15 protein-coding genes are annotated in these 18,046 nt (G+C 56.9%); 5 read left to right on the top strand and 10 right to left on the bottom strand.

The window, feature by feature from the left end; translation table 11 throughout:
* Positions 1-35 precede the first annotated feature (35 nt).
* The 7 genes from addA to MWU51_RS13635 all read right to left on the bottom strand — a co-directional run bounded on the left by addA (position 36) and on the right by MWU51_RS13635 (position 11,693).
* A complete protein-coding gene (gene addA, locus MWU51_RS13665; RefSeq protein ID WP_247037969.1) occupies positions 36-3,407 on the bottom strand; it encodes a double-strand break repair helicase AddA in 3,372 nt (1,123 codons plus the stop codon).
* Positions 3,404-6,349: a double-strand break repair protein AddB gene (gene addB / locus MWU51_RS13660; protein ID WP_247037967.1), complete on the bottom strand. Its 2,946-nt coding sequence runs from the start codon at positions 6,347-6,349 to the stop codon at positions 3,404-3,406. Before addB ends, addA begins: the two co-directional genes overlap by 4 nt.
* Positions 6,333-7,025: a nucleotidyltransferase family protein gene (locus tag MWU51_RS13655; protein ID WP_247037965.1), complete on the bottom strand. Its 693-nt coding sequence runs from the start codon at positions 7,023-7,025 to the stop codon at positions 6,333-6,335. Before MWU51_RS13655 ends, addB begins: the two co-directional genes overlap by 17 nt.
* On the bottom strand, positions 7,007-8,020 hold the full coding sequence (locus MWU51_RS13650; RefSeq protein ID WP_247037963.1) for a phosphotransferase: 1,014 nt from the start codon (positions 8,018-8,020) through the stop codon (positions 7,007-7,009). The genes MWU51_RS13655 and MWU51_RS13650 overlap by 19 nt, the downstream gene beginning before the upstream one ends.
* A complete protein-coding gene (gene tsaE / locus MWU51_RS13645) occupies positions 8,017-8,514 on the bottom strand; it encodes a tRNA (adenosine(37)-N6)-threonylcarbamoyltransferase complex ATPase subunit type 1 TsaE (RefSeq protein WP_247037961.1) in 498 nt (165 codons plus the stop codon). The genes MWU51_RS13650 and tsaE overlap by 4 nt, the downstream gene beginning before the upstream one ends.
* A gap of 41 nt (positions 8,515-8,555) precedes the next feature.
* Entirely contained in the window at positions 8,556-10,139 is a 1,584-nt protein-coding gene (locus MWU51_RS13640; RefSeq protein WP_247037959.1) for a PAS-domain containing protein, read from the bottom strand.
* 99 nt (positions 10,140-10,238) lie between these two features.
* A complete protein-coding gene (locus MWU51_RS13635; protein WP_247037957.1) occupies positions 10,239-11,693 on the bottom strand; it encodes a sensor histidine kinase RegB in 1,455 nt (484 codons plus the stop codon).
* A 66-nt stretch (positions 11,694-11,759) separates the two neighbouring features.
* Here MWU51_RS13635 and MWU51_RS13630 point away from each other — a divergent pair, with 66 nt between their 5' ends.
* The 3 genes from MWU51_RS13630 to MWU51_RS13620 all read left to right on the top strand — a co-directional run bounded on the left by MWU51_RS13630 (position 11,760) and on the right by MWU51_RS13620 (position 13,356).
* Entirely contained in the window at positions 11,760-12,389 is a 630-nt protein-coding gene (locus MWU51_RS13630) for an SCO family protein (protein ID WP_247037955.1), read from the top strand.
* An 83-nt stretch (positions 12,390-12,472) separates the two neighbouring features.
* Positions 12,473-13,027 carry an ActR/PrrA/RegA family redox response regulator transcription factor gene (locus MWU51_RS13625; RefSeq protein ID WP_247037953.1) on the top strand — a complete coding sequence of 185 codons (555 nt, stop codon included), beginning with the start codon at positions 12,473-12,475 and terminating at the stop codon, positions 13,025-13,027.
* Complete coding sequence (locus tag MWU51_RS13620; protein ID WP_247037951.1) at positions 13,027-13,356, top strand: hypothetical protein; 330 nt, start codon at positions 13,027-13,029, stop codon at positions 13,354-13,356. Before MWU51_RS13625 ends, MWU51_RS13620 begins: the two co-directional genes overlap by 1 nt.
* Here MWU51_RS13620 and MWU51_RS13615 read toward each other — a convergent pair.
* Positions 13,353-13,859, bottom strand: a complete 507-nt coding sequence (locus MWU51_RS13615) for a GNAT family N-acetyltransferase (RefSeq protein WP_247037949.1) — start codon at positions 13,857-13,859, stop codon at positions 13,353-13,355. The genes MWU51_RS13620 and MWU51_RS13615 overlap by 4 nt on opposite strands.
* Positions 13,856-14,452, bottom strand: a complete 597-nt coding sequence (locus MWU51_RS13610; RefSeq protein WP_247037947.1) for an HD family hydrolase — start codon at positions 14,450-14,452, stop codon at positions 13,856-13,858. Before MWU51_RS13610 ends, MWU51_RS13615 begins: the two co-directional genes overlap by 4 nt.
* A gap of 135 nt (positions 14,453-14,587) precedes the next feature.
* On the opposite strand from MWU51_RS13610, the gene ahcY reads away from it, so the two are divergent.
* Together ahcY and MWU51_RS13600 are read left to right on the top strand one after the other, a co-directional pair.
* Complete coding sequence (gene ahcY, locus MWU51_RS13605; RefSeq protein ID WP_247037945.1) at positions 14,588-15,979, top strand: adenosylhomocysteinase; 1,392 nt, start codon at positions 14,588-14,590, stop codon at positions 15,977-15,979.
* 9 nt (positions 15,980-15,988) lie between these two features.
* Entirely contained in the window at positions 15,989-16,738 is a 750-nt protein-coding gene (locus MWU51_RS13600; protein ID WP_247037943.1) for an extensin family protein, read from the top strand.
* Positions 16,739-16,777: 39 nt separating this feature from the next.
* Here MWU51_RS13600 and trpB read toward each other — a convergent pair whose 3' ends face one another.
* Positions 16,778-17,980 (bottom strand): tryptophan synthase subunit beta, encoded by a 1,203-nt coding sequence (gene trpB, locus MWU51_RS13595; protein WP_247037941.1) that lies wholly within the window; start codon positions 17,978-17,980, stop codon positions 16,778-16,780.
* Between the last annotated feature and the right edge of the window lie 66 nt (positions 17,981-18,046).

Genomic DNA, 18,046 nt, shown 5'->3' with positions numbered 1-18,046 from the left:
TTGTGTTCTCCTGAAAACTATATGTTGTGGTGAACCTAGGTAGGCAGACGGGTTGCGTCAAGATGCCTGAAAGCCGCATCCACCAATGCATTCTCGAAACGCATCAACTCACGGCTTTGTGTCCACAGGATCGCCGTGCTGACATTTCTATCGGGGTAAATCTGGCGAAGTACGGCCCGATATGCCCCCAACTGTCGCAGCAGCCCATTAGGCGTGTCCTCGGGTGATGCGGGCACAACGCGGTTGGTTTTGAAATCCACCGCCAGCACCTCATCATCAGAGATTATCAACCGGTCAATTACCCCATGAAGGACACGTTCGGGGAACTGTGGAAGCGTGGCGGTGACGGGAACTTCGGCCAAATCGGCACGGGCGAAGATCGGGGCCAACTCAGGGGCGGTTAGCACGCCAGCCGCCTCATCAAGAAGCACAGATTGCTCAGCATCTGAGGCACGGTCGTCACCCGACCCAAGCAGAAACCGGGCCGTGCCCTTCCAACGGGACGTCGGAATGCCCGGTAGATGTTCCAGCAATAGATGTATCTGCCGCCCACGCGTCTTTGCGTCATCGGCATTGCCAAAAGCGTCTTCACCGGCAAGAGTCTTTGCCCCGCCCAGATCGGAGGGCGAGATCGGCTTGGCTGAAAGCACAGGTGTGTCCACCCGCGACGTCAACCAGCCTGGCAAGTCGGATGTGATATCCTTGTGCTCAGGCGTTTGGTTGACGGTCGGCTCGGGCCAATTGCCTGCCGCAAATCGCTTGCCCGGCCCTGTGGGAAAGTCGCAATCAACACTTGCCGCTTTGGTCATTGCGCCTTCACAGATGCGATACCAGACATCGGAGTCGGGCTTTCCAATGGCCCCTGCCGCGGCCAGAATCAACCAACGTTCTGCCCGTGTCATCGCGACATAGAGCAGTCGAGCGCGCTCTTCGATCTCGGCATCCTTTAAGTCGCGTGCAACAGCCTCGATCGCTTCGGTTCGGTTTTCTTGTTTGGGGGAAAAGATCGCCTGACCATCAGAGAGCTTGGCAACAGCGGGCATCGATGACGCCCTTTGCTGGGCCAAATCAGGCAGAATCACAATTGGGGCTTCTAACCCTTTGGACCCATGGATGGTCATCACCCGAACCTGTTGCCCCACAGAATCCATCTGGCGTTTGATTGTGACTTCATCGGTTTGAAGCCAGGTCAAAAATCCAGTCAGGCTGGGTGTGCCGGATCGTTCATAGCCGATGGCCTGCGCCAACAAGGCGTCGATTCCGTCTTCAGCCTCTTGCCCCAGTCGCGCCAGAAACTTTTGACGGCCACCATGGCGGGTCAAAGCGCGCTCCAGCAATTCATAGGGGCGCAGAAAATCGGCAGTGTCGCGTAAGTCTTGCAGTACACGCAACGTTTCGGAATACTGTTCAGCCTTGTCAGACAGCGCCCGCCAAAGAAACTTTCCCTTGCTGCGCGGATGCGCCAAGCGGAACAGATCGTCCTCGGACCACCCGAACAATGGAGAGCGCAGAATGGCAGCCAGTGATAAATCGTCTTCGGGCGTAGCCAAAAACGACAGAAGTGCGGTCAAATCTTTAACCGCCAGTTCCGCCCCGATTTTTAACTGATCTGCGCCAGCGATGGGAATGGCGCGCGCTTTGCAGGCGCGGATGATCTCGTGAAACAATTCTTTGCGGGATCGCACAAGCACCAGAATATCACCAGCATTCACTGGGCGATTGGTGCCGTCTTCTGCTGGAATAGTCTCAGTATTAATCATACGGTCTATATCGTCTGCGATACTCTCGGCCAACTGCACCCGGTGGTCTTGCGGCGATGGAGCGTCAACAGGATCATGCCAGTCTCGATCTTCGTCATGGGTGACAGGTTCGATGGCTGGCCACAGATCGACCCGGCCCGGCAGGTTGGCGAAGAAGGCCCGGTGCAAGAAATCTCCGCCCAGACCGCTCCGCGTCTTCATCGCCAGATCGACGAATTCCAGCACTGCCCGTGATGACCGGAATGAATATTCCAACGGCATTTGAACCAGGCTGCGCCCAATTTGGGACAGGCGGTCGGTGAAGGTGGCGCGCATCTGGTCGAACGCGGCAGGCTCGGCCCCCTGAAAAGAATAGATGGATTGTTTGGGGTCGCCGACCACAAAGATTGTCCGCTCCACACCATCACGCGCACCGATGCCGCTGGTGAATTCACGCGCAAGACTGTCGATGATGCGCCATTGCGCTGGGCTGGTGTCCTGGGCTTCATCCACCAGAATGTGGTCAATCCCACCATCCAACCGGAACAGCACCCACGATGCGATGGCCGAGTCGGTCAGGATCGCCCCGGCCTTCAGGATCAGATCGTCGAAATCCAACCAACCTCGCGCCAGCTTTTCCTCTTCATAAAGGTGTACGAAATTGTGGGCAAACCTGTGCAGCGCGGAGGTGCGTTTGACGTTCGACAGCGCAATTCGGGCAAGATGCGCATCTTCAACCCGTTGCATGAAATCGTCCAGTTGCGGGACTATATCTGCGCAAGCCCCCGCGCGCATGGACTTGGTCGGAAAGGTCCCTGATTTGGCGGAATAGGGTGGTTTTTGGTTGATCAGGAACCGCGCGCACCGATCCAGAATATCGAAAGAGGGGGCGCTTAGATCCGCCCCTGTCAGGTGCCCGGCGGCTTTCTGTTCGGTGGCGCTACCGGTTGCCAGAATGTCGTGAAGCATCGCCAGCATTTGCAGATCGCCGGGCTGAAACAGAATATCCAGAATGGTGCGTTCATCCAGCGCTGGTGATACGCCAAACCATTTGGCAATCTCGGCATCGGTCGGTTGATCAATGAACAAAGTGCGATTGCCCGTGATCTCTGCGGTTAGCTGCGCCATATCTTCGCCGGTGAAATGCTGCGATAAAGCGGTTACATATTTTGCCAATGGCCCCACGCTCATTCGGTCAAGCAGGTCGGCACGAAGGTCCTTGGCGGTACGGTCATCCATTTCCGTGAATTGCGGAGAGACGCCGGCCTCCATTGGAAAGCGGCGCAACAGGGATGCTGCATAAGCGTGGATGGTCTGGATCTTCAATCCACCGGGGGTCTCGATGGCACGGGCAAACAGCTGTCGTGCAAGCGACAGGTCTCGAGCCCCGTCCAACCCAAGATCTTGTAGAGCAGCCGTGAGTGCAGTGTCATCCTTCATCGCCCATTCGCCCAGTCGGTTGAACAGACGGTTCTGCATCTCACTGGCGGCGGCCTTGGTGTAGGTTAGGCACAGAATGTTCTGTGGCGACACACCTTCCAGCAACAACCGCGCGACGCGATCCGTCAGGACACGGGTCTTGCCCGAACCCGCATTGGCCGACAGCCAGGTTGAGTTCTTTGGGTCGGCGGCGCGGATTTGGCTGCGTGTTGCGTCGTTTAACGTCATTGCCCCACCCGCATTGTCACTGATTCTGCGCTGTCATCCCATTCACCAAAACGGGCAAGGTGATCATAGTCACCATCAAATCGCTGCTTGTGCACCGCGCGCCGTGCGGTAAAGCCCTGATCGGGGTTGTGATAGGCTTGGATCAGCGCCTGTAACTCATCTTGAATCACGTCAATTTCCTGCGCAGTCAGAGCTACAGGTTTCGTTTCCTGAGGGGTTAAACCGATATAGGCGACGCTAGCGACCGGCGAAGCAGAAATGTCTCTAAACCCGCCTAACTTTGCGATCACGGCTTCAAGCAGCAGTTGCTTGTCATAGTGCTTCTGCATCTTCTCGGATGGCGGCTGACCGGATTTGTAATCGTAAATCTCTAGCTGCCCATCATGTCGCCGATCTATCCGATCTGCTTTGGCGCGCAGAGTGAAGTTTATTTCGTCAAAAACAGCCTCACCCCAGACTTCGTTGGCCAGATTATCTGCCTTGGTGCGACGGTCCCGTTCTTCGCACACGAACCAATCCGCAACCCGTCCGATCCGGGTCAGCCAAAGAATGCGTGTAGAGGGCCAGGGCACGTGTTCTTCCAAGACATCATGGGCGATATCCATCAGGCGCGCGGTTTCAGTCGCGTGATCATCAGTCAAATCAGCCTCAGCGACGTAACGTTCGAAGACGCGGTGCAGAACCGTGCCGCGGATGCGCGCGTCAGCAGTTTGGCGCACCGGGTCCAGCGGTCTGAGATGCAATACCTTGTCGGCATAGATTGCATAGGGATCACGGATCAATTTCGTCACCCCCGTTACAGAAAGCACCGTGGGGCGGGCTGACACTGGAGGGGCGGGCGATGGGCGCGGTTCAGGCGAGACCTGTTCTTTGGCCGTGTCCAGACTGCCCGCGAAGGCTGACCACCTAGCACCCCGCCTTCTCATTTCTTTCAACGCCGCGTCACCGGAATCAGACATGCCACCCATCAGGTTGCACAATCGGTTCAACCAACGCGACGGGATGGTCTGGCTGTCGTCATCGCGAGTAGAGCGGGTCAGGAAGACCTCGCCCGTTGCTATGGCTTGTTGGAAATCGTGGGCGGACAGGCCAATGCGACGCTCCGGTAGCAACAGCCCCGCATCCATCCTCATTTTACGGTTTAACCAAGAATCAGGGCCGGGAAGTTCGGGCCATGTTCCGTCATTTAGCCCGGACAGAATGACGCGATCCGCACCTTGGACGCGCGCCTCCAGCGTGCCCCAGAACATTACGCCAGGATGCGGTGTGATTGGGTCACGTACCACGCCAGTGTTCAGGACCGACACCAGCAGGTCACGATATGCAGATGCGGATAGATCGCCCCCAAACTCCGCGTGTTCTGCAAGATCAGAGACTGCTTCAAGTGCTTTTTGCCCGGCAGATTGTTCCCATAGCTCACCTGTTCCCTCTGGAACGCAGCCGCGCGCAATGTGTTCAGTCAGGCATTGGTGCTGCTCAATCAAAGTTGCCAAAGGATGCTCGCCTGGCTGCAATTTGTTCAGGAAGGTGTCGCCGACCCAGTTGGCCCAAACGGTCCGTGCGGGTTCATCCGGGAATTTGGCAGCCCATTCGGTCAACACCCTGACATTCGGTGGCGCATACCGCCCGCGCAAGACATCCAGCTCAAGATCGCGGGTCCAGCGCAAGTGGTCGCCCCGTGTTCCAGCGGTGCTGTGGGTCAGTGGATGCTTCAATAGCGCCAGCAAGGTCTCGCCGCTTGTTTCTTCACACAGAAGTTGTGCGGTTTGACGCAAAAGCCGCCCCGGCGCCGACAGGGCAAGCGGACGCCCGGCACTGTCGTCTGGAACGATCCGCCAGCGATCCAGCGCAGCGGCCACCTGACGGGTCAGGTTACGGTCTGGTGTTATCAATGCCACCGACTTGCCATCCTCGACCGATCTGCGAAGCACAACAGCGATCGCCAAAGCCTCCTCTCGCGGGGTTCGGGTTTCGATCAAGGTCAGGTTCTTGGTTGCCGCCTCGATGCCTTGAAACGCTTTACCCTCAACTTGCCATTGGTCTGTGACAGGTGCCGGACGCAAGGCGAGCGAGATCAGACGATTTCGGTCCGGTTCGGGTGGTGTGTCCGGGGTCCAGCGCAGTACATCAGAAGATGCCAGGCCCGCCCGCTTCAAAAGGTGGGCGAAACGGTATTGTGGGTGATCCTGTGCCGAAAAATCATTGTCTAACTCAGCCCAAGTTTGGCTGGGCATGTCGTAATCAAAACCCGGAAGGATCACTGCTCCCTGAGGCAGCGATGCCGCCGCATCCATCAAAAGCGCTGTGGCGCCCCGCGATCCGGTCGAGCCTGCGATCAAGACAGGATGTTGTGGTGGATGCTCGCGCCATTTTGCGATGGTCGCTTCGACAACCATGCGTTGGCGGGTTTCAACATCGGGAAGGTCCAGTGTTTCGTGGTCGAAATAGTGTTCGACCAGGGCGATAAACTTAAGGCTCCGCGCCCAATGTTCAGACATCTCACCCACATCAAGCGCCCGAAGCTTGCTTGGATGCACGCCTTCGCTATGCATTTCGTCCATCAGGTCGGCAAGGCTGTCGGCAAGATCAAAAGCGGCGGCCTTTGGGGCAAGGTCCGGCTCACGCTCCAGAAGCGCTGCGATAAGCTGCCGCAGCTCCAACCGCCTTCGAAGTGGCGGCACGGGCAGCGGCACCTCGTGCAAGGCCGGGTCGCGGGCCAGATCGGTGATCAGGCGGATACGTGGCAGGAACTGCGTGCGCCCGTCAAACAAGGCGCGAACACGGGATTGCATTCGGCTTGTGTTTACGAACACTTCGACGCGCGCTAGCGCATCCGGGCTGTTGGCCGCGATGCGGTTCAGTATTCCGGTGACCAGAGCTTGCGGGAAATCGACGCCCAGCGGTGTGCCGAAAATGCGTGGGGTGTCAGATGGTTCGAACATTGGCGTCCTTCAGCATGGTTTCGGCAAGGGTGATCCCCTCTGGTTGACCAACATCGCACCAGCGACCACCATGTTCGACCCCAAACACGCGCCCATTTTCCAGCAACCGATCCCATACGGTGTTGAGCGAGAACACATCCTCAGCAACATCCGCGACGGGGGCAGTCTTGATGATCTGGCATCCTGTATAGGTCAGGCCCGCGCCGCGATGTAGCGCCCCGTTATCAGCCCTGATGAAATCACCCGCGCCTTTGTGACCGATGGCATTTTCTTGTGCCACCAGCATCAAAAGTGCGTCCATTCGGTTTGGATCCCACAACGCAAGCAGGGATTGAATCGGGTTTGGTCCGGTCCAGACAGCATCAGAATTTAGTGTGATGACTGTATCGCTTTTCAGTAAGGTTAGAGCCTTTTTTAATCCACCACCGGTTTCAAGCAAGCGATCATTCTCGTTGGAAAATCGGATGTTTCTGTGTCCTAGATGGTCGGTGATCTGACTACCCAAATGATGCAGGTTGATGACGACGTGCTCAATAGGGCTGTCGTCGACAAGCGCAAGCGCATGGTCGATCAATGGTTTGCCCGCCACTGGAATCATGGGCTTTGGAAGCGTCTGGGTCAGCGCGCCCATACGCGTGCCGCGACCGGCTGCGAAAATCATTGCGGCGTTTGGCATGGTGCCCTCAGGGTGTGCAGGAATGTTGGAGTTGGCGGGTCAAGAAGGGGGGTCAATGTCGCAGAGAGCTTTGCAAGCGATGGGTGAGCCAGGTCGGTCTGCAAATGTTCCCATACCCGCGGAATCAGATCAACGTAGTGCGGTTTCATCATCACACGCGATAGGCGCGCGAAGATACCCAGGATACGCAAATTGCGCTGGGCCGATATCAATGCGGCTTCGGCCCGGAATGAGGGTTCGTTATAGTCTTTGATTTGGCAGAACATTGAAATCAGGTGATCCGCGAGGTCGGGTGACACGTCGCGACGTGCATCACGGATCAGCGACATCAGATCATAGGCAGGATGAGTTTGTACCGCGTCCTGAAAATCCAGCAGACCAACACGTGCGTCCCCCACCCGGTCAGGAAGCCATATCAGGTTTTCGGCGTGGAAATCACGCAAAGATACGCTGTTGAATTCACCGATCTGCGATAGATGCTCGTCCAGCTGATCAATCGCCTGCCGCGCGCCATGACTAAGCGCCTTGAACGGTGTCGGCTGATAATGCAGAAACGCCAGATCTGTCGCCTGTGCCATCTGCGTCGGACCATAATATGATAAATCTTGATTTGGGTGATCATGCAAACGACAGATCACTTGAACGGCGGCCTCATAGAGCGGCTGCTCCAGCGTCCCATCCTTTGTGATCACATTTGCAAAAAGCGCGTCGCCAAGATCTTCGAGCAGAAGAAATCCCGCTTCAAGATCATAGGCGAGGATGTCGGGTGCCGACAGATCCGCGTTCTTCAGATAGGTCGCAACCCTTAAAAAGGGCGCAGACGTTCCGTTATGATCTGTTGGGGCATCCATCAAGATGGCTGTCTGATTAGTAACAGGGTGCGTTAGTCTCTGATACGACCGCGCGGAGGCATCACCCGCGATGGGCGAGGTGGATGCAGATTGCCAGCCGGAAACTGCTAAAAATTGCGCCCTTTGTTGCGCGCGCGCCGTCATGATGGCAGTGCGTCCAGCACGCGATTTTGCCAAATTTCTTTGCGGCCTGAAAATGTGATCACACGCTGATCATCGTGATTCGGACCTACGGTTGTCGCAAATGACATAAGCAGTGCGTTCTCGGGCCAAAGCTCGCCCAGGCGGTCCGGCCATTCGACAAGGCAGATGGCATCTTCAAAGGCTTGCGTCAGACCCAGCTCTTCGATCTCGTCGGGGTAAGACAAGCGATAAAGGTCGGCGTGCCAGACCTCGGCCGGCTCAACGCCATAGGTTTGCACAAGCGTGAAAGTTGGCGAAGGAACATCCTCTATGCGACCTGAACTGGCTTGCATTGCTTGTATAAGCGAACGGGCGAAATGGGTCTTTCCGGCACCGATCCCACCTTCCAACAAAATCACATCACCTTGGCGTAAGTGAGCCGACAGGTTTTCAGCAAATAGCTGGGTGTGATCCGGTGAAGGGAAAAGGCCCTGATGAAAAAACGCCTGCGACATGGCAGGAGTTTTATCCCTCTGTCGGGGTGACGCAAGCCCGATCAGGCACCTGCGGGCAGGAACTTTTCTGAAGCTGTCACTGTCTGGGCTGTTGTCGCGGCAATCCCGAACCGAACCATTGTAGCGCCACGCATCATCGGAGTGACCGAACAGGTCAGCATTTGGCCATCAGACAGCATAGTATTGTCACTCCACGCTTCACGCTCGCCATTTGAGGCAACAAACTCTTTGAGTTTTCGCCATAGTGGCGTGTCGCTGCATGCCTTTCGCCATGTCTTAACGGCATCTCCAAGATTGACGTCACCCAATGTGACAGACGGATCATCCTGCCAGAGTGTGCTATAGGCCTTGTTCGACATCGACAGAACGCCTCCTGCGTTGAATATTGCAATGGCATCGCCAATGCCATCCAGCGCGGCTTGACCCATCTCAAGCTCGGCCCGAAAACGCCGGGTCAGGGAAATCTCTGCGCTGATATCCTCAAACAGAAACGCAACTGCACCGTCAGGATGGGGGCGCCCGGTGACGCGATAGGTTTGCCCGGTAGGAAGTGACCATGTTTCTTCATAGGTCCCATTTACCGCGGCAGCTTCCAGATCAGACATCTGCTGCCGCCACGAGATATAATCTTTCGGCTCGGGCATCATGCGCTTTTCGCGAAGCCGGTCCAGAAAACTGGAAAGCGTTGGTCGGCCGACAAGAAAGTCTACGGGCAGGGCAACCAAATCCGTCAAGGCTGGATTGAACAGGGTCAACTGTCGTTTGCGGTCGAATATGGCAAGGCCAATGGGCAAGTGTGCGAAGGTCTTGGTCAGCGTTGTGATGAATTCATTGCGCGACGATTCTGCCTGAACAATCCGGTCGGCGGGAATGGCAGTATAGAGCCTATCGCTGCCTAAATCTGCATTATGCAAATCGAACCAATGCCGCGTTTCATCATCTGCAAGCTGGACAGCTACGCGTCCGGGCTGAGTCAGATCTTCAACGTCAACCAACTGTCCCTGCTGAAAAACCTTCTGCGGAGGCCACGCTGCCAGATTTTCCGGATCGCTTATCTTTTCGGCCAGATCCAGATAGGATTTGTTGGCCCAAGTGATCGCGCCGCCTTTATCTTCGCGCCACACCATCAGAGGCAGATGCTCGGACGTGGCGCGTAGGGTTTCAAGTTCATGCTGCATTGCGTCAAAGCTCAGCCTGTCCATGGCCTTAGAGGTGGTGTGGCTTTCACAGTCAATCAGTTCAATCCGCGCCAACCCATCGCGCCATTCTGCAATAATCCGGTTGCTACCATCGGCAGAGGTCAGCGTTAGCGTGCCCAAGTCCGCTAGATCACCCATGTGCTTTGTTAAATCGGGAAAGCGATTCTGAAGCATCTGCGCAAACCGCTGCCACTCCGTATCTGGACCGGAAGGCCGTCCGGCAAGCAGCATATGACGAGCAGCTGGAGTCGCATCGCACAGCGTTTCGTTGTCGAACAGAAACACCAACTGGTCATCCGCCGTGGCCGCGTCGTCGCGCAGGCTTTTGCGTCGCCGCATTTCGACCCATGACAGGGCCAACAGCGCAACGAAAGCGGTCAGAAATGCGACAAGGACAACCCCGATTGTAAGCAGTGTGTTAAACATTTGCGCACCTATCTGCCGCGGTGCACCCGTTGCGCCGCGTCTGGCAGTGAGGCCACCCTAGTCATGGGTTGGTTAATGAAGATTTAATCGCTGTCCGCGTCATTCGAACGGGATATTGTCGCCCAACCCACCTGCGGCCGGCTTGTTCTCAATCCCCCCGGCAAGACGAGGCCAGACGACTTGCGCAATGGCACCTGATTTCTCGCGCGGATGGGGTCGACCGGTATAGGGTTCGGTTCCATTGGCAAAGCTCAGCTTCGCGCCGGTCCGTTCCAGCAGAGCCTTAGCGATGAATAGACCCAGCCCCATGCCTTTGTATTCGCGCCGCTGCCCCTTGTCCTGCGCTGGCTTTTTGCCGCGTATGAAAGGGTCTCCGATCCAGCCGATCACCTGCGGGGCGTAGCCGCGGCCGTCGTCGATAATCCGCAACTTGATCTCAGTCTCGGTCCAGTCGATCTCGATCCAGACGGTCGTTGTCGCGAAATCGACTGCGTTCTGAATCAGATTGCGCAGGCCATGGATGATCTCTGGGCGGCGCGCGACGACAGGTTCGTCCGACGGGTCATTGAGCTGCGACATGACCGAGATTTCCAGCGTCTTGCCGCGGTCTGCGTGGGGTTCTGCGGCTTCTTCCACCAGCGTCACAAGGGGCACGCTTTTCATCAGCATGTCGTCTTTACCCGCCCGGCCCATCGACTGCAGAATGTCACGGCATCGATCCGCCTGCTGACCGATCAAGGCTGCGTCGTCGCGCAGATCTTGCTTGTCGCCCAGTTCATCGACAAGTTCGGATGCCGCCAGCTTGATGGTTGCCAGCGGGGTGCCCAGTTCGTGCGCGGCGGCAGCCACGACACCACCAAGATCAGTCAGCTTCTGTTCGCGGGACAGGGCCATTTGGGTGGCCAGAAGCGCCTCGGACATCGACCGCATTTCGGACGAGATACGGCGCGTGTAAAGGCCCACAAAACCGATTGAGGTGACCACTGCGACCCAAATGCCGAACACGAACAGATCTGGCATGAGCATTTGGACGCCGTCGCGCGTTTGTAATGGAATGTTGAAATCAGCGACCGCCGTCGTGGCGGCAATGGCAACGCTGCCAACGATCACAGTCGCACGGGTGGAAAGAGCGGTCGCAGCCACGGTGACGGGTGCCACGATCAGCACCATGAACGGGTTGTGAAGACCACCCGTCAGAAAGACCATAAAAGCCAGTTGCAGCGTGTCGAACAAAAGCATCCCCGTTGCATCCCGCTCGTTCAATCGGGCGTTTTTTGGAAACACAGCTAGCGAGACCAGATTGGCGATCACCGCCAACCCAATGGCGACCGCCGTCAACCCAAGGGGAATTTGCAGCGAAAACGCATAGATCGACACTACGATTGCTGCGATCTGTCCGAAAATGGCGGCCCAGCGTAACACCACCAGCGTGCGAAGGCGAACCCAACGACCGGGTAGAATTTCGCCGTCGCCGTTAAACATGCGATGGTTCAAAAGGCCTGAGCTGTTCTCGATCATGTGATCCATCGCTTGCTGTTTTTTGGGTTGCGTCATTCTGATCCCTTGTTAGTCCTGCGCAAAAGGACGATCAATGCCGACGAAAGATCAAGGAGAAAGCCGATGATGCGTGTATATGCCATAACCGGGGCTGTTGCCGTCGCAGCTTTGTTGGGCGCAACCTGGTACGTTACCACCGGCGAGACCGATAAGTACGCGCAGTGCCGAGCCGGTGCTGTGGGCACAGGTGCGGCGTCTATTGGCGGACCGTTCGAGCTGATCGATGAAAACGGCACGCTGGTGACGGACAAAGATGTGATCACAAAGCCGACGCTTGTCTATTTCGGCTACACATTCTGCCCGGATGTCTGCCCGCTGGACAATGCGCGCAACGCCGAGGCGATGCGCCTTTTGCAGGACCGCGGCTATGATATTCAGTCTGCTTTCATCTCGGTCGACCCGGAGCGGGACACGCCCGAGCAACTGGCGGATTTCACCAGCTATATGCACGAAGACATGATCGGACTGACGGGTACGCCCGAGCAAGTGAAAGCTGCAAGTCAGGCCTACAAGACCTATTATCGCAAACAGGAGCCGGAAGAGGGCCAGGAAGAATACTACCTGATGGACCATTCGACATTTACTTATCTGATGTTCCCCGACACAGGTTTTGCCGATTTCTTCAAGCGTGACGAAACACCTGATCAGATGGCGGACCGTGTTGGATGTTTCATTGATGCCTCAGACAAATAGCCAATGGCGGCGCGATAAAATTGACCTTACGATGCGAAACGCATAGGTAAAGTTGAATAAGACGCGAACCGGAGGTTGGTCTGATGACGGCACAGGAACTAGAAGCGATCGGTGAGGACGCATCCCTGCTGCTTGTGGATGATGACGAACCGTTTTTGCGTCGACTGGCGCGCGCGATGGAAAAGCGCGGGTTTGCACCGGAAACCGCTGGGTCAGTTGCGGCAGGCAAAGCAATCGCCACCGCCCGCCCGCCTGCCTATGCCGTGGTTGATCTGCGACTGGAAGATGGCAACGGATTGGATGTCGTTGAGACCATTCGCGAAAAACGCCCGGATGCCCGGATCGTGGTGCTGACGGGATATGGTGCAATTGCCACGGCCGTGTCTGCGGTGAAAATCGGTGCGAATGATTACCTGTCAAAGCCTGCAGATGCGAATGACGTGATGAATGCGCTGCTGGCCAAGTCGGATGGAATGCCACCGCCGCCGGAAAACCCGATGTCGGCAGACCGGGTCCGGTGGGAGCATATTCAGCGGGTTTATGAGCTTTGCGACCGTAATGTCTCGGAAACCGCGCGGCGTCTGAACATGCACCGCCGCACATTGCAGCGTATCTTGGCCAAGCGCAGCCCCAAGTGATGCGGACGTTGACCCTACTTGCGGTGCTGGCCGGTCTGACGGCGTGCGTCGCGCCTACGCCAACCAAAAGCGTGGTTGTCGTTCATCCGGACGGTGCAGGGCTTCAGGTTGATCCGGTGAACAAACGAATAGATTTCGGACGGTCGCCGAAAGGCGTTGTGCCAGCGATGGACCGCGAACTTGGTCGCCACAGTGCGTTGCGGCTTGAGGGTTGCCCGGTGGGCATCGTTCAACAACTGCAGTGGAATGATTTGGTGCTGACCTTCACGCAGGAACGGTTTGTGGGTTGGCGCAACGGGACAGGGCGGCAGGGGCAAACCTGCGCTTAGGTGATATCAAACCGCTTTCGCGTCTTGTCGACCACGGTTCCATCCGACAAAACCATGTCAATTATGCTGGAATAGTCTCTAAATCCGAGCTTCGAGTAATAGGCCAAGCCGGATTGGTTATCTGTGCGGATGCTGGCGTCAATGGAAACTACATTTGCCCGTTTGGCGGCCAACAGCGTGTCCCGCCACAACACTTTCCCAACACCCCGCCCTTGCAGTCCTGTGCGCACAAAGCTTGCGATGACCGCCCAGTCATCTGGCAAGGCCTCGGGACCGTCATAGGTTGGATCTGACCATTCCAGCAGCTGAAATCCCAGCAGATCATCACTGTCAAATGCCAGCGTCGTACGGATCAGTCGTGGTTTAACTACATGCGTGACGCGCATCCGCTCTGCGTCGAATTCTGATCGGTGCGCGGTCGTGGACCCGTCGCGGATGATTGGGTTCAACAGATCGCACATGGCTTGCGCGTCCGCGGGGCGAGCCTTTCGCGTGGTGATCATGCCATCTGCCCCAGAAGATCGTTGTGCCGGGCTGTAAAGTCCCGTCGCACATCGGCAGGGGGGCGTAGCGCAATGGACAATCCCTTGACCTGTTCAGCGTTTGGCGTGCCAAAGAACTTGTTAGACTCCTCGACCGAAAAGCCTGCGATCTGTGTGGCTTCAAGCCATGCCGAAACACGGTCGGCCTTCTTGATCGCCTTCTTGATTGCGTCGGGCAGTTTCGCAGGCAGGCCGAATTTGATGTGAATGGCCGCCATCAATCGGTCGTCAAGCTCTCCATAGGCCGGGCCAACGGCCGATTTCACCGGAGAGATCATGTCACCAATCACGTATTCCGGCGCATCATGCAAAAGTGCCGCCAGCCGCCACTTGACCGGCACTTTGGGGTTCATCCGGTAAAACAGAGCCTCGACCAACAGTGAATGCTCGGCCACCGAATAGGGGAAGTCTCCGAAGGTCTGCCCGTTCCAACGCGCCACAAAGGCCAGCCCGTGGGCGATATCCTCGATCTCGATATCCATCGGGGTCGGGTCCAGCAGATCCAGACGGCGACCGGACAGCATCCGTTGCCATGCGCGCGGTTGTTTGGGCATATAGTGGTCTCCTCGCGTGTTCAGGGGCGCACTCTGGTGTTTTTAGGGCCCAAGTCAATCAGGCTTGATTGCCAGCCCGGCGATAGGATGCTACGGCACCTGCAAACGTATTGGGTTCTGCACCGGAGAAACACCGTGACCAAAGATTATATCGTAAAAGACATCAACCTTGCCGAATTCGGTCGCAAGGAGTTGAACATCGCCGAGACCGAAATGCCGGGTCTGATGGCGCTGCGCACAGAGTATGGTGAGAGTAAACCCTTGAAGGGCGCACGGATTGTCGGATCGCTTCATATGACGATTCAAACAGCCGTGTTGATTGAAACGCTGGTGGCGCTGGGTGCTGAAGTGCGCTGGGCGTCGTGCAACATCTTCTCGACCCAGGATCACGCAGCTGCTGCGATTGCAGCAGGTGGCACGCCGGTCTTTGCGATCAAGGGTCAGTCACTGGAAGAGCATTGGGATTATCTGGACCGCTCGTTCATGTTCCCGGATGGCCCGAACCTGATCTTGGACGATGGTGGCGATGCGACGCTTTACATCCTACTGGGTGCACGTGTTGAAAACGGTGAAACGGACCTGATCGAAACGCCCACCTCGGAAGAGGAAGTGGCGGTTTTCGCCCAGATCAAGAAACGCATGAAGGCAAGCCCCGGCTGGTTCACCAAGATGCGCGACCAGATCAAAGGTGTGTCCGAGGAAACCACCACCGGCGTTCACCGCCTGTATGATCTGGTGAAGCAAGGCCAGCTGCCGTTCCCCGCGATCAACGTGAACGACTCCGTCACCAAGTCGAAATTCGACAACAAGTATGGCTGCAAGGAATCGCTGGTTGACGGTATCCGCCGTGCGACCGACACGATGATGGCGGGTAAGGTCGCCGTTGTCTGTGGCTATGGTGATGTTGGCAAGGGTTCTGCCGCGTCGCTTGCCGGTGCTGGCGCCCGTGTGAAAGTCACCGAAATCGACCCTATTTGCGCCCTACAAGCCGCGATGGACGGGTTCGAGGTCGTGACGCTGGAAGATGCCGTGGCGGACGCCGATATCTTCATCACTACGACCGGCAACAAAGACGTGATCCGCATCGAGCATATGCGCGCGATGAAGGATATGGCGATCGTTGGCAATATCGGCCACTTCGACAACGAAATCCAAGTTGCCAGCCTGAAGAACCACAAGTGGACCAACATCAAAGAGCAGGTGGACATGATCGAGATGCCTTCGGGCAACCGTCTGATCCTGCTGTCCGAGGGTCGTCTGCTGAATCTTGGCAACGCCACCGGCCACCCGTCCTTCGTGATGTCGGCGTCGTTCACCAACCAGGTTTTGGCGCAGATCGAGCTTTGGACCAAAGGCGACGAATACAAGAACGACGTTTATATCCTGCCCAAACATCTGGACGAAAAAGTTGCCCGTCTGCATCTGGACCGGATCGGTGTGAAACTGTCCAAGCTGAGCAGCGAGCAGGCCTCCTATATCGGCGTTACGCCCGAAGGGCCGTATAAGCCCGAGCATTATCGTTACTGATTCTGCGCGATGAGCGAAGTAAAAAAGCGCCGCCCCGGTCTACGTTGGGCGGCGCTGTCTGTTTTGTCGGCGGTTTTCTCAGCCGCGCTGTTCAGTCTTGTGGCGCTGTGGGTGTTGCTACGACCCGATGGGCCATTGCCAGATCATTGGAACCCAACGAAACGGCTGACAGTCGCCGCCCCGGTCACGTTTGTCAGTCGCTTACAAATGATGCGCGCGCTGGGCGATGTCGCAGAATGCCACGCAGTGCTGGATCAAGCGGGCGTTACATTTTCGCCGATGCCTGCTCTTCAGGTGAACGAGAATTGCGGGATTGAAGGGCGCGGGCTGCTAACTAGATTGGCTGGATCACGGTTGAATAGGGTCGAAACTCGTTGCGCTACAGCGCTCAGACTGGCGATGTGGGAGCACCATGTTGTGCAGCCAGCGGCGCGGGAGATGTTGGGCACATCGGTGTCAATGATCACGCAAATCGGCAGCTATAATTGCCGCAAGATGCGCACCAGTCTCGGATCGGACGGGCGGTGGAGCAGTCATGCAAAAGCCAACGCCATCGACATCACAGGCGTGCGGCTGGCAGATGGTCGTCGACTAACATTGCTGGATGATTGGGATAGCGACGGCCCCGAAGCAGCGTTTCTGCGACGCATTTGGCGTGGGTCATGTGACTGGTTTCGGCTGGTGCTTGGGCCAGACTATAATCAGCTGCACGCCGACCATTTCCATTTGGAAAACACCGGCTGGGGCTTCTGCCGATAGAATGGCCCCACACCATTGCGGGTGCAGGGCCAAGCTGGTTTAGTCACCAAATCCGAAGGTCTCGGTAACATAGTCGATGTCTTTATCGCCACGGCCCGACAGGTTGATCAGGATCGACTTCCCGGGGTTCTTGGGCGCTTCGCGCATCGCAAAGGCAACTGCATGGGCGCTTTCCAACGCTGGGATAATGCCCTCATGTCGGCTGAGCGCATAGAAAGCGTCCAGCGCCTCCTGGTCATTGGCGGACGTGTAATTGGCCTTGCCAGTGCGGTAGAGGTGCGCGTGTTCCGGCCCGACACCGGGATAATCCAGACCGGAGGCGACCGTGTGCACGGGTGCTGGATCCCCGTTGTCGTCTTTCAAAACCATGGTGCGGAAACCGTGGATGTCGCCGTCCTCACCAAACGAGATCGTCGCCGCGTGATCGCCCAGCTTGGACGACGTGCCCATTGGTTCGACCCCATGCAGCGATACGTCCTCGTCGTCGATGAAGCCCGAAAACAGACCCATGGCATTCGAGCCGCCACCGACACAAGCCGCGACCATATCCGGTAGCCCGCCGGTCATCTCAAGGAACTGTTCGCGCGATTCTACGCCCACGATATGCTGAAAATCACGCACGATCAGCGGGAAGGGATGAGGGCCGACAACCGACCCGATGGCGAACAGAGCAGTGTCCGCCTGACCCATATAGCTTTCAAAAGCGCTGTCCACGGCTTCCTTAAGCGAACGTCCGCCGAAGCCGACTGGCACAACTTCAGCGCCAAGCAGCTTCATCCGGGTGACGTTCGGGGCTTCTTTGGCGATGTCGATTTCGCCCATATGAATCTCACACTCCAGCCCGAAATAGGCCGCAGCCGTTGCCAAGGCGACGCCATGCTGACCTGCACCCGTTTCAGCCATCAGCTTTGTCTTGCCCATGAACTTGGCCAGCAGACCTTCGCCCATGCAGTGGTTCAGTTTATGCGCGCCTGTGTGGTTCAAATCTTCGCGCTTGGCATAGATCTGCGCGCCGCCCGACAGGTTCGACAGGTTTTTGAGATAAGAGATAGGCGTGGGCCGGCCTTGGAAATGTTTGCGAATATGGCGTAGTTCGGCAATGAAATCGGCTGATTTCGAGATGCGGTCATACGCCTCGCGAATTTCCTTGAAATGCGGCTCCAACGGCGGGGGCAGCATCGCGCCGCCATAGTTGCCGAACATTCCATCACGGGTGGGGGTGGATTTGAAATATGATGCCATCTTGTCTCTGATCCTCGCTTGCAAGTTTCGTGGGATCAGACAGCGACTTGACCGGTGTCACAAGTT

The organism is Aliiroseovarius sp. F47248L, assembly GCF_023016085.1.
Taxonomy (GTDB): domain Bacteria; phylum Pseudomonadota; class Alphaproteobacteria; order Rhodobacterales; family Rhodobacteraceae; genus Aliiroseovarius.
The sequence above is the reverse complement of the archived record's forward strand: the minus strand, read 5'-3'. Positions and strand labels throughout refer to the sequence as shown.

What these genes read in the sequence shown, in the direction of transcription:
- MWU51_RS13610 (WP_247037947.1), bottom strand. Translation starts at nt 14,452, where the DNA reads ATGCCCAAACAACCGCGCGCATGGCAACGGATGCTGTCCGGTCGCCGT.
- addA (WP_247037969.1), bottom strand. Translation starts at nt 3,407, where the DNA reads ATGACGTTAAACGACGCAACACGCAGCCAAATCCGCGCCGCCGACCCA.
- MWU51_RS13630 (WP_247037955.1), top strand. Translation starts at nt 11,760, where the DNA reads ATGATGCGTGTATATGCCATAACCGGGGCTGTTGCCGTCGCAGCTTTG.
- addB (WP_247037967.1), bottom strand. Translation starts at nt 6,349, where the DNA reads ATGTTCGAACCATCTGACACCCCACGCATTTTCGGCACACCGCTGGGC.
- MWU51_RS13655 (WP_247037965.1), bottom strand. Translation starts at nt 7,025, where the DNA reads ATGCCAAACGCCGCAATGATTTTCGCAGCCGGTCGCGGCACGCGTATG.
- MWU51_RS13635 (WP_247037957.1), bottom strand. Translation starts at nt 11,693, where the DNA reads ATGACGCAACCCAAAAAACAGCAAGCGATGGATCACATGATCGAGAAC.
- tsaE (WP_247037961.1), bottom strand. Translation starts at nt 8,514, where the DNA reads ATGTCGCAGGCGTTTTTTCATCAGGGCCTTTTCCCTTCACCGGATCAC.
- MWU51_RS13625 (WP_247037953.1), top strand. Translation starts at nt 12,473, where the DNA reads ATGACGGCACAGGAACTAGAAGCGATCGGTGAGGACGCATCCCTGCTG.
- MWU51_RS13650 (WP_247037963.1), bottom strand. Translation starts at nt 8,020, where the DNA reads ATGACGGCGCGCGCGCAACAAAGGGCGCAATTTTTAGCAGTTTCCGGC.
- MWU51_RS13615 (WP_247037949.1), bottom strand. Translation starts at nt 13,859, where the DNA reads ATGATCACCACGCGAAAGGCTCGCCCCGCGGACGCGCAAGCCATGTGC.
- MWU51_RS13600 (WP_247037943.1), top strand. Translation starts at nt 15,989, where the DNA reads ATGAGCGAAGTAAAAAAGCGCCGCCCCGGTCTACGTTGGGCGGCGCTG.
- MWU51_RS13620 (WP_247037951.1), top strand. Translation starts at nt 13,027, where the DNA reads ATGCGGACGTTGACCCTACTTGCGGTGCTGGCCGGTCTGACGGCGTGC.
- trpB (WP_247037941.1), bottom strand. Translation starts at nt 17,980, where the DNA reads ATGGCATCATATTTCAAATCCACCCCCACCCGTGATGGAATGTTCGGC.
- MWU51_RS13640 (WP_247037959.1), bottom strand. Translation starts at nt 10,139, where the DNA reads ATGTTTAACACACTGCTTACAATCGGGGTTGTCCTTGTCGCATTTCTG.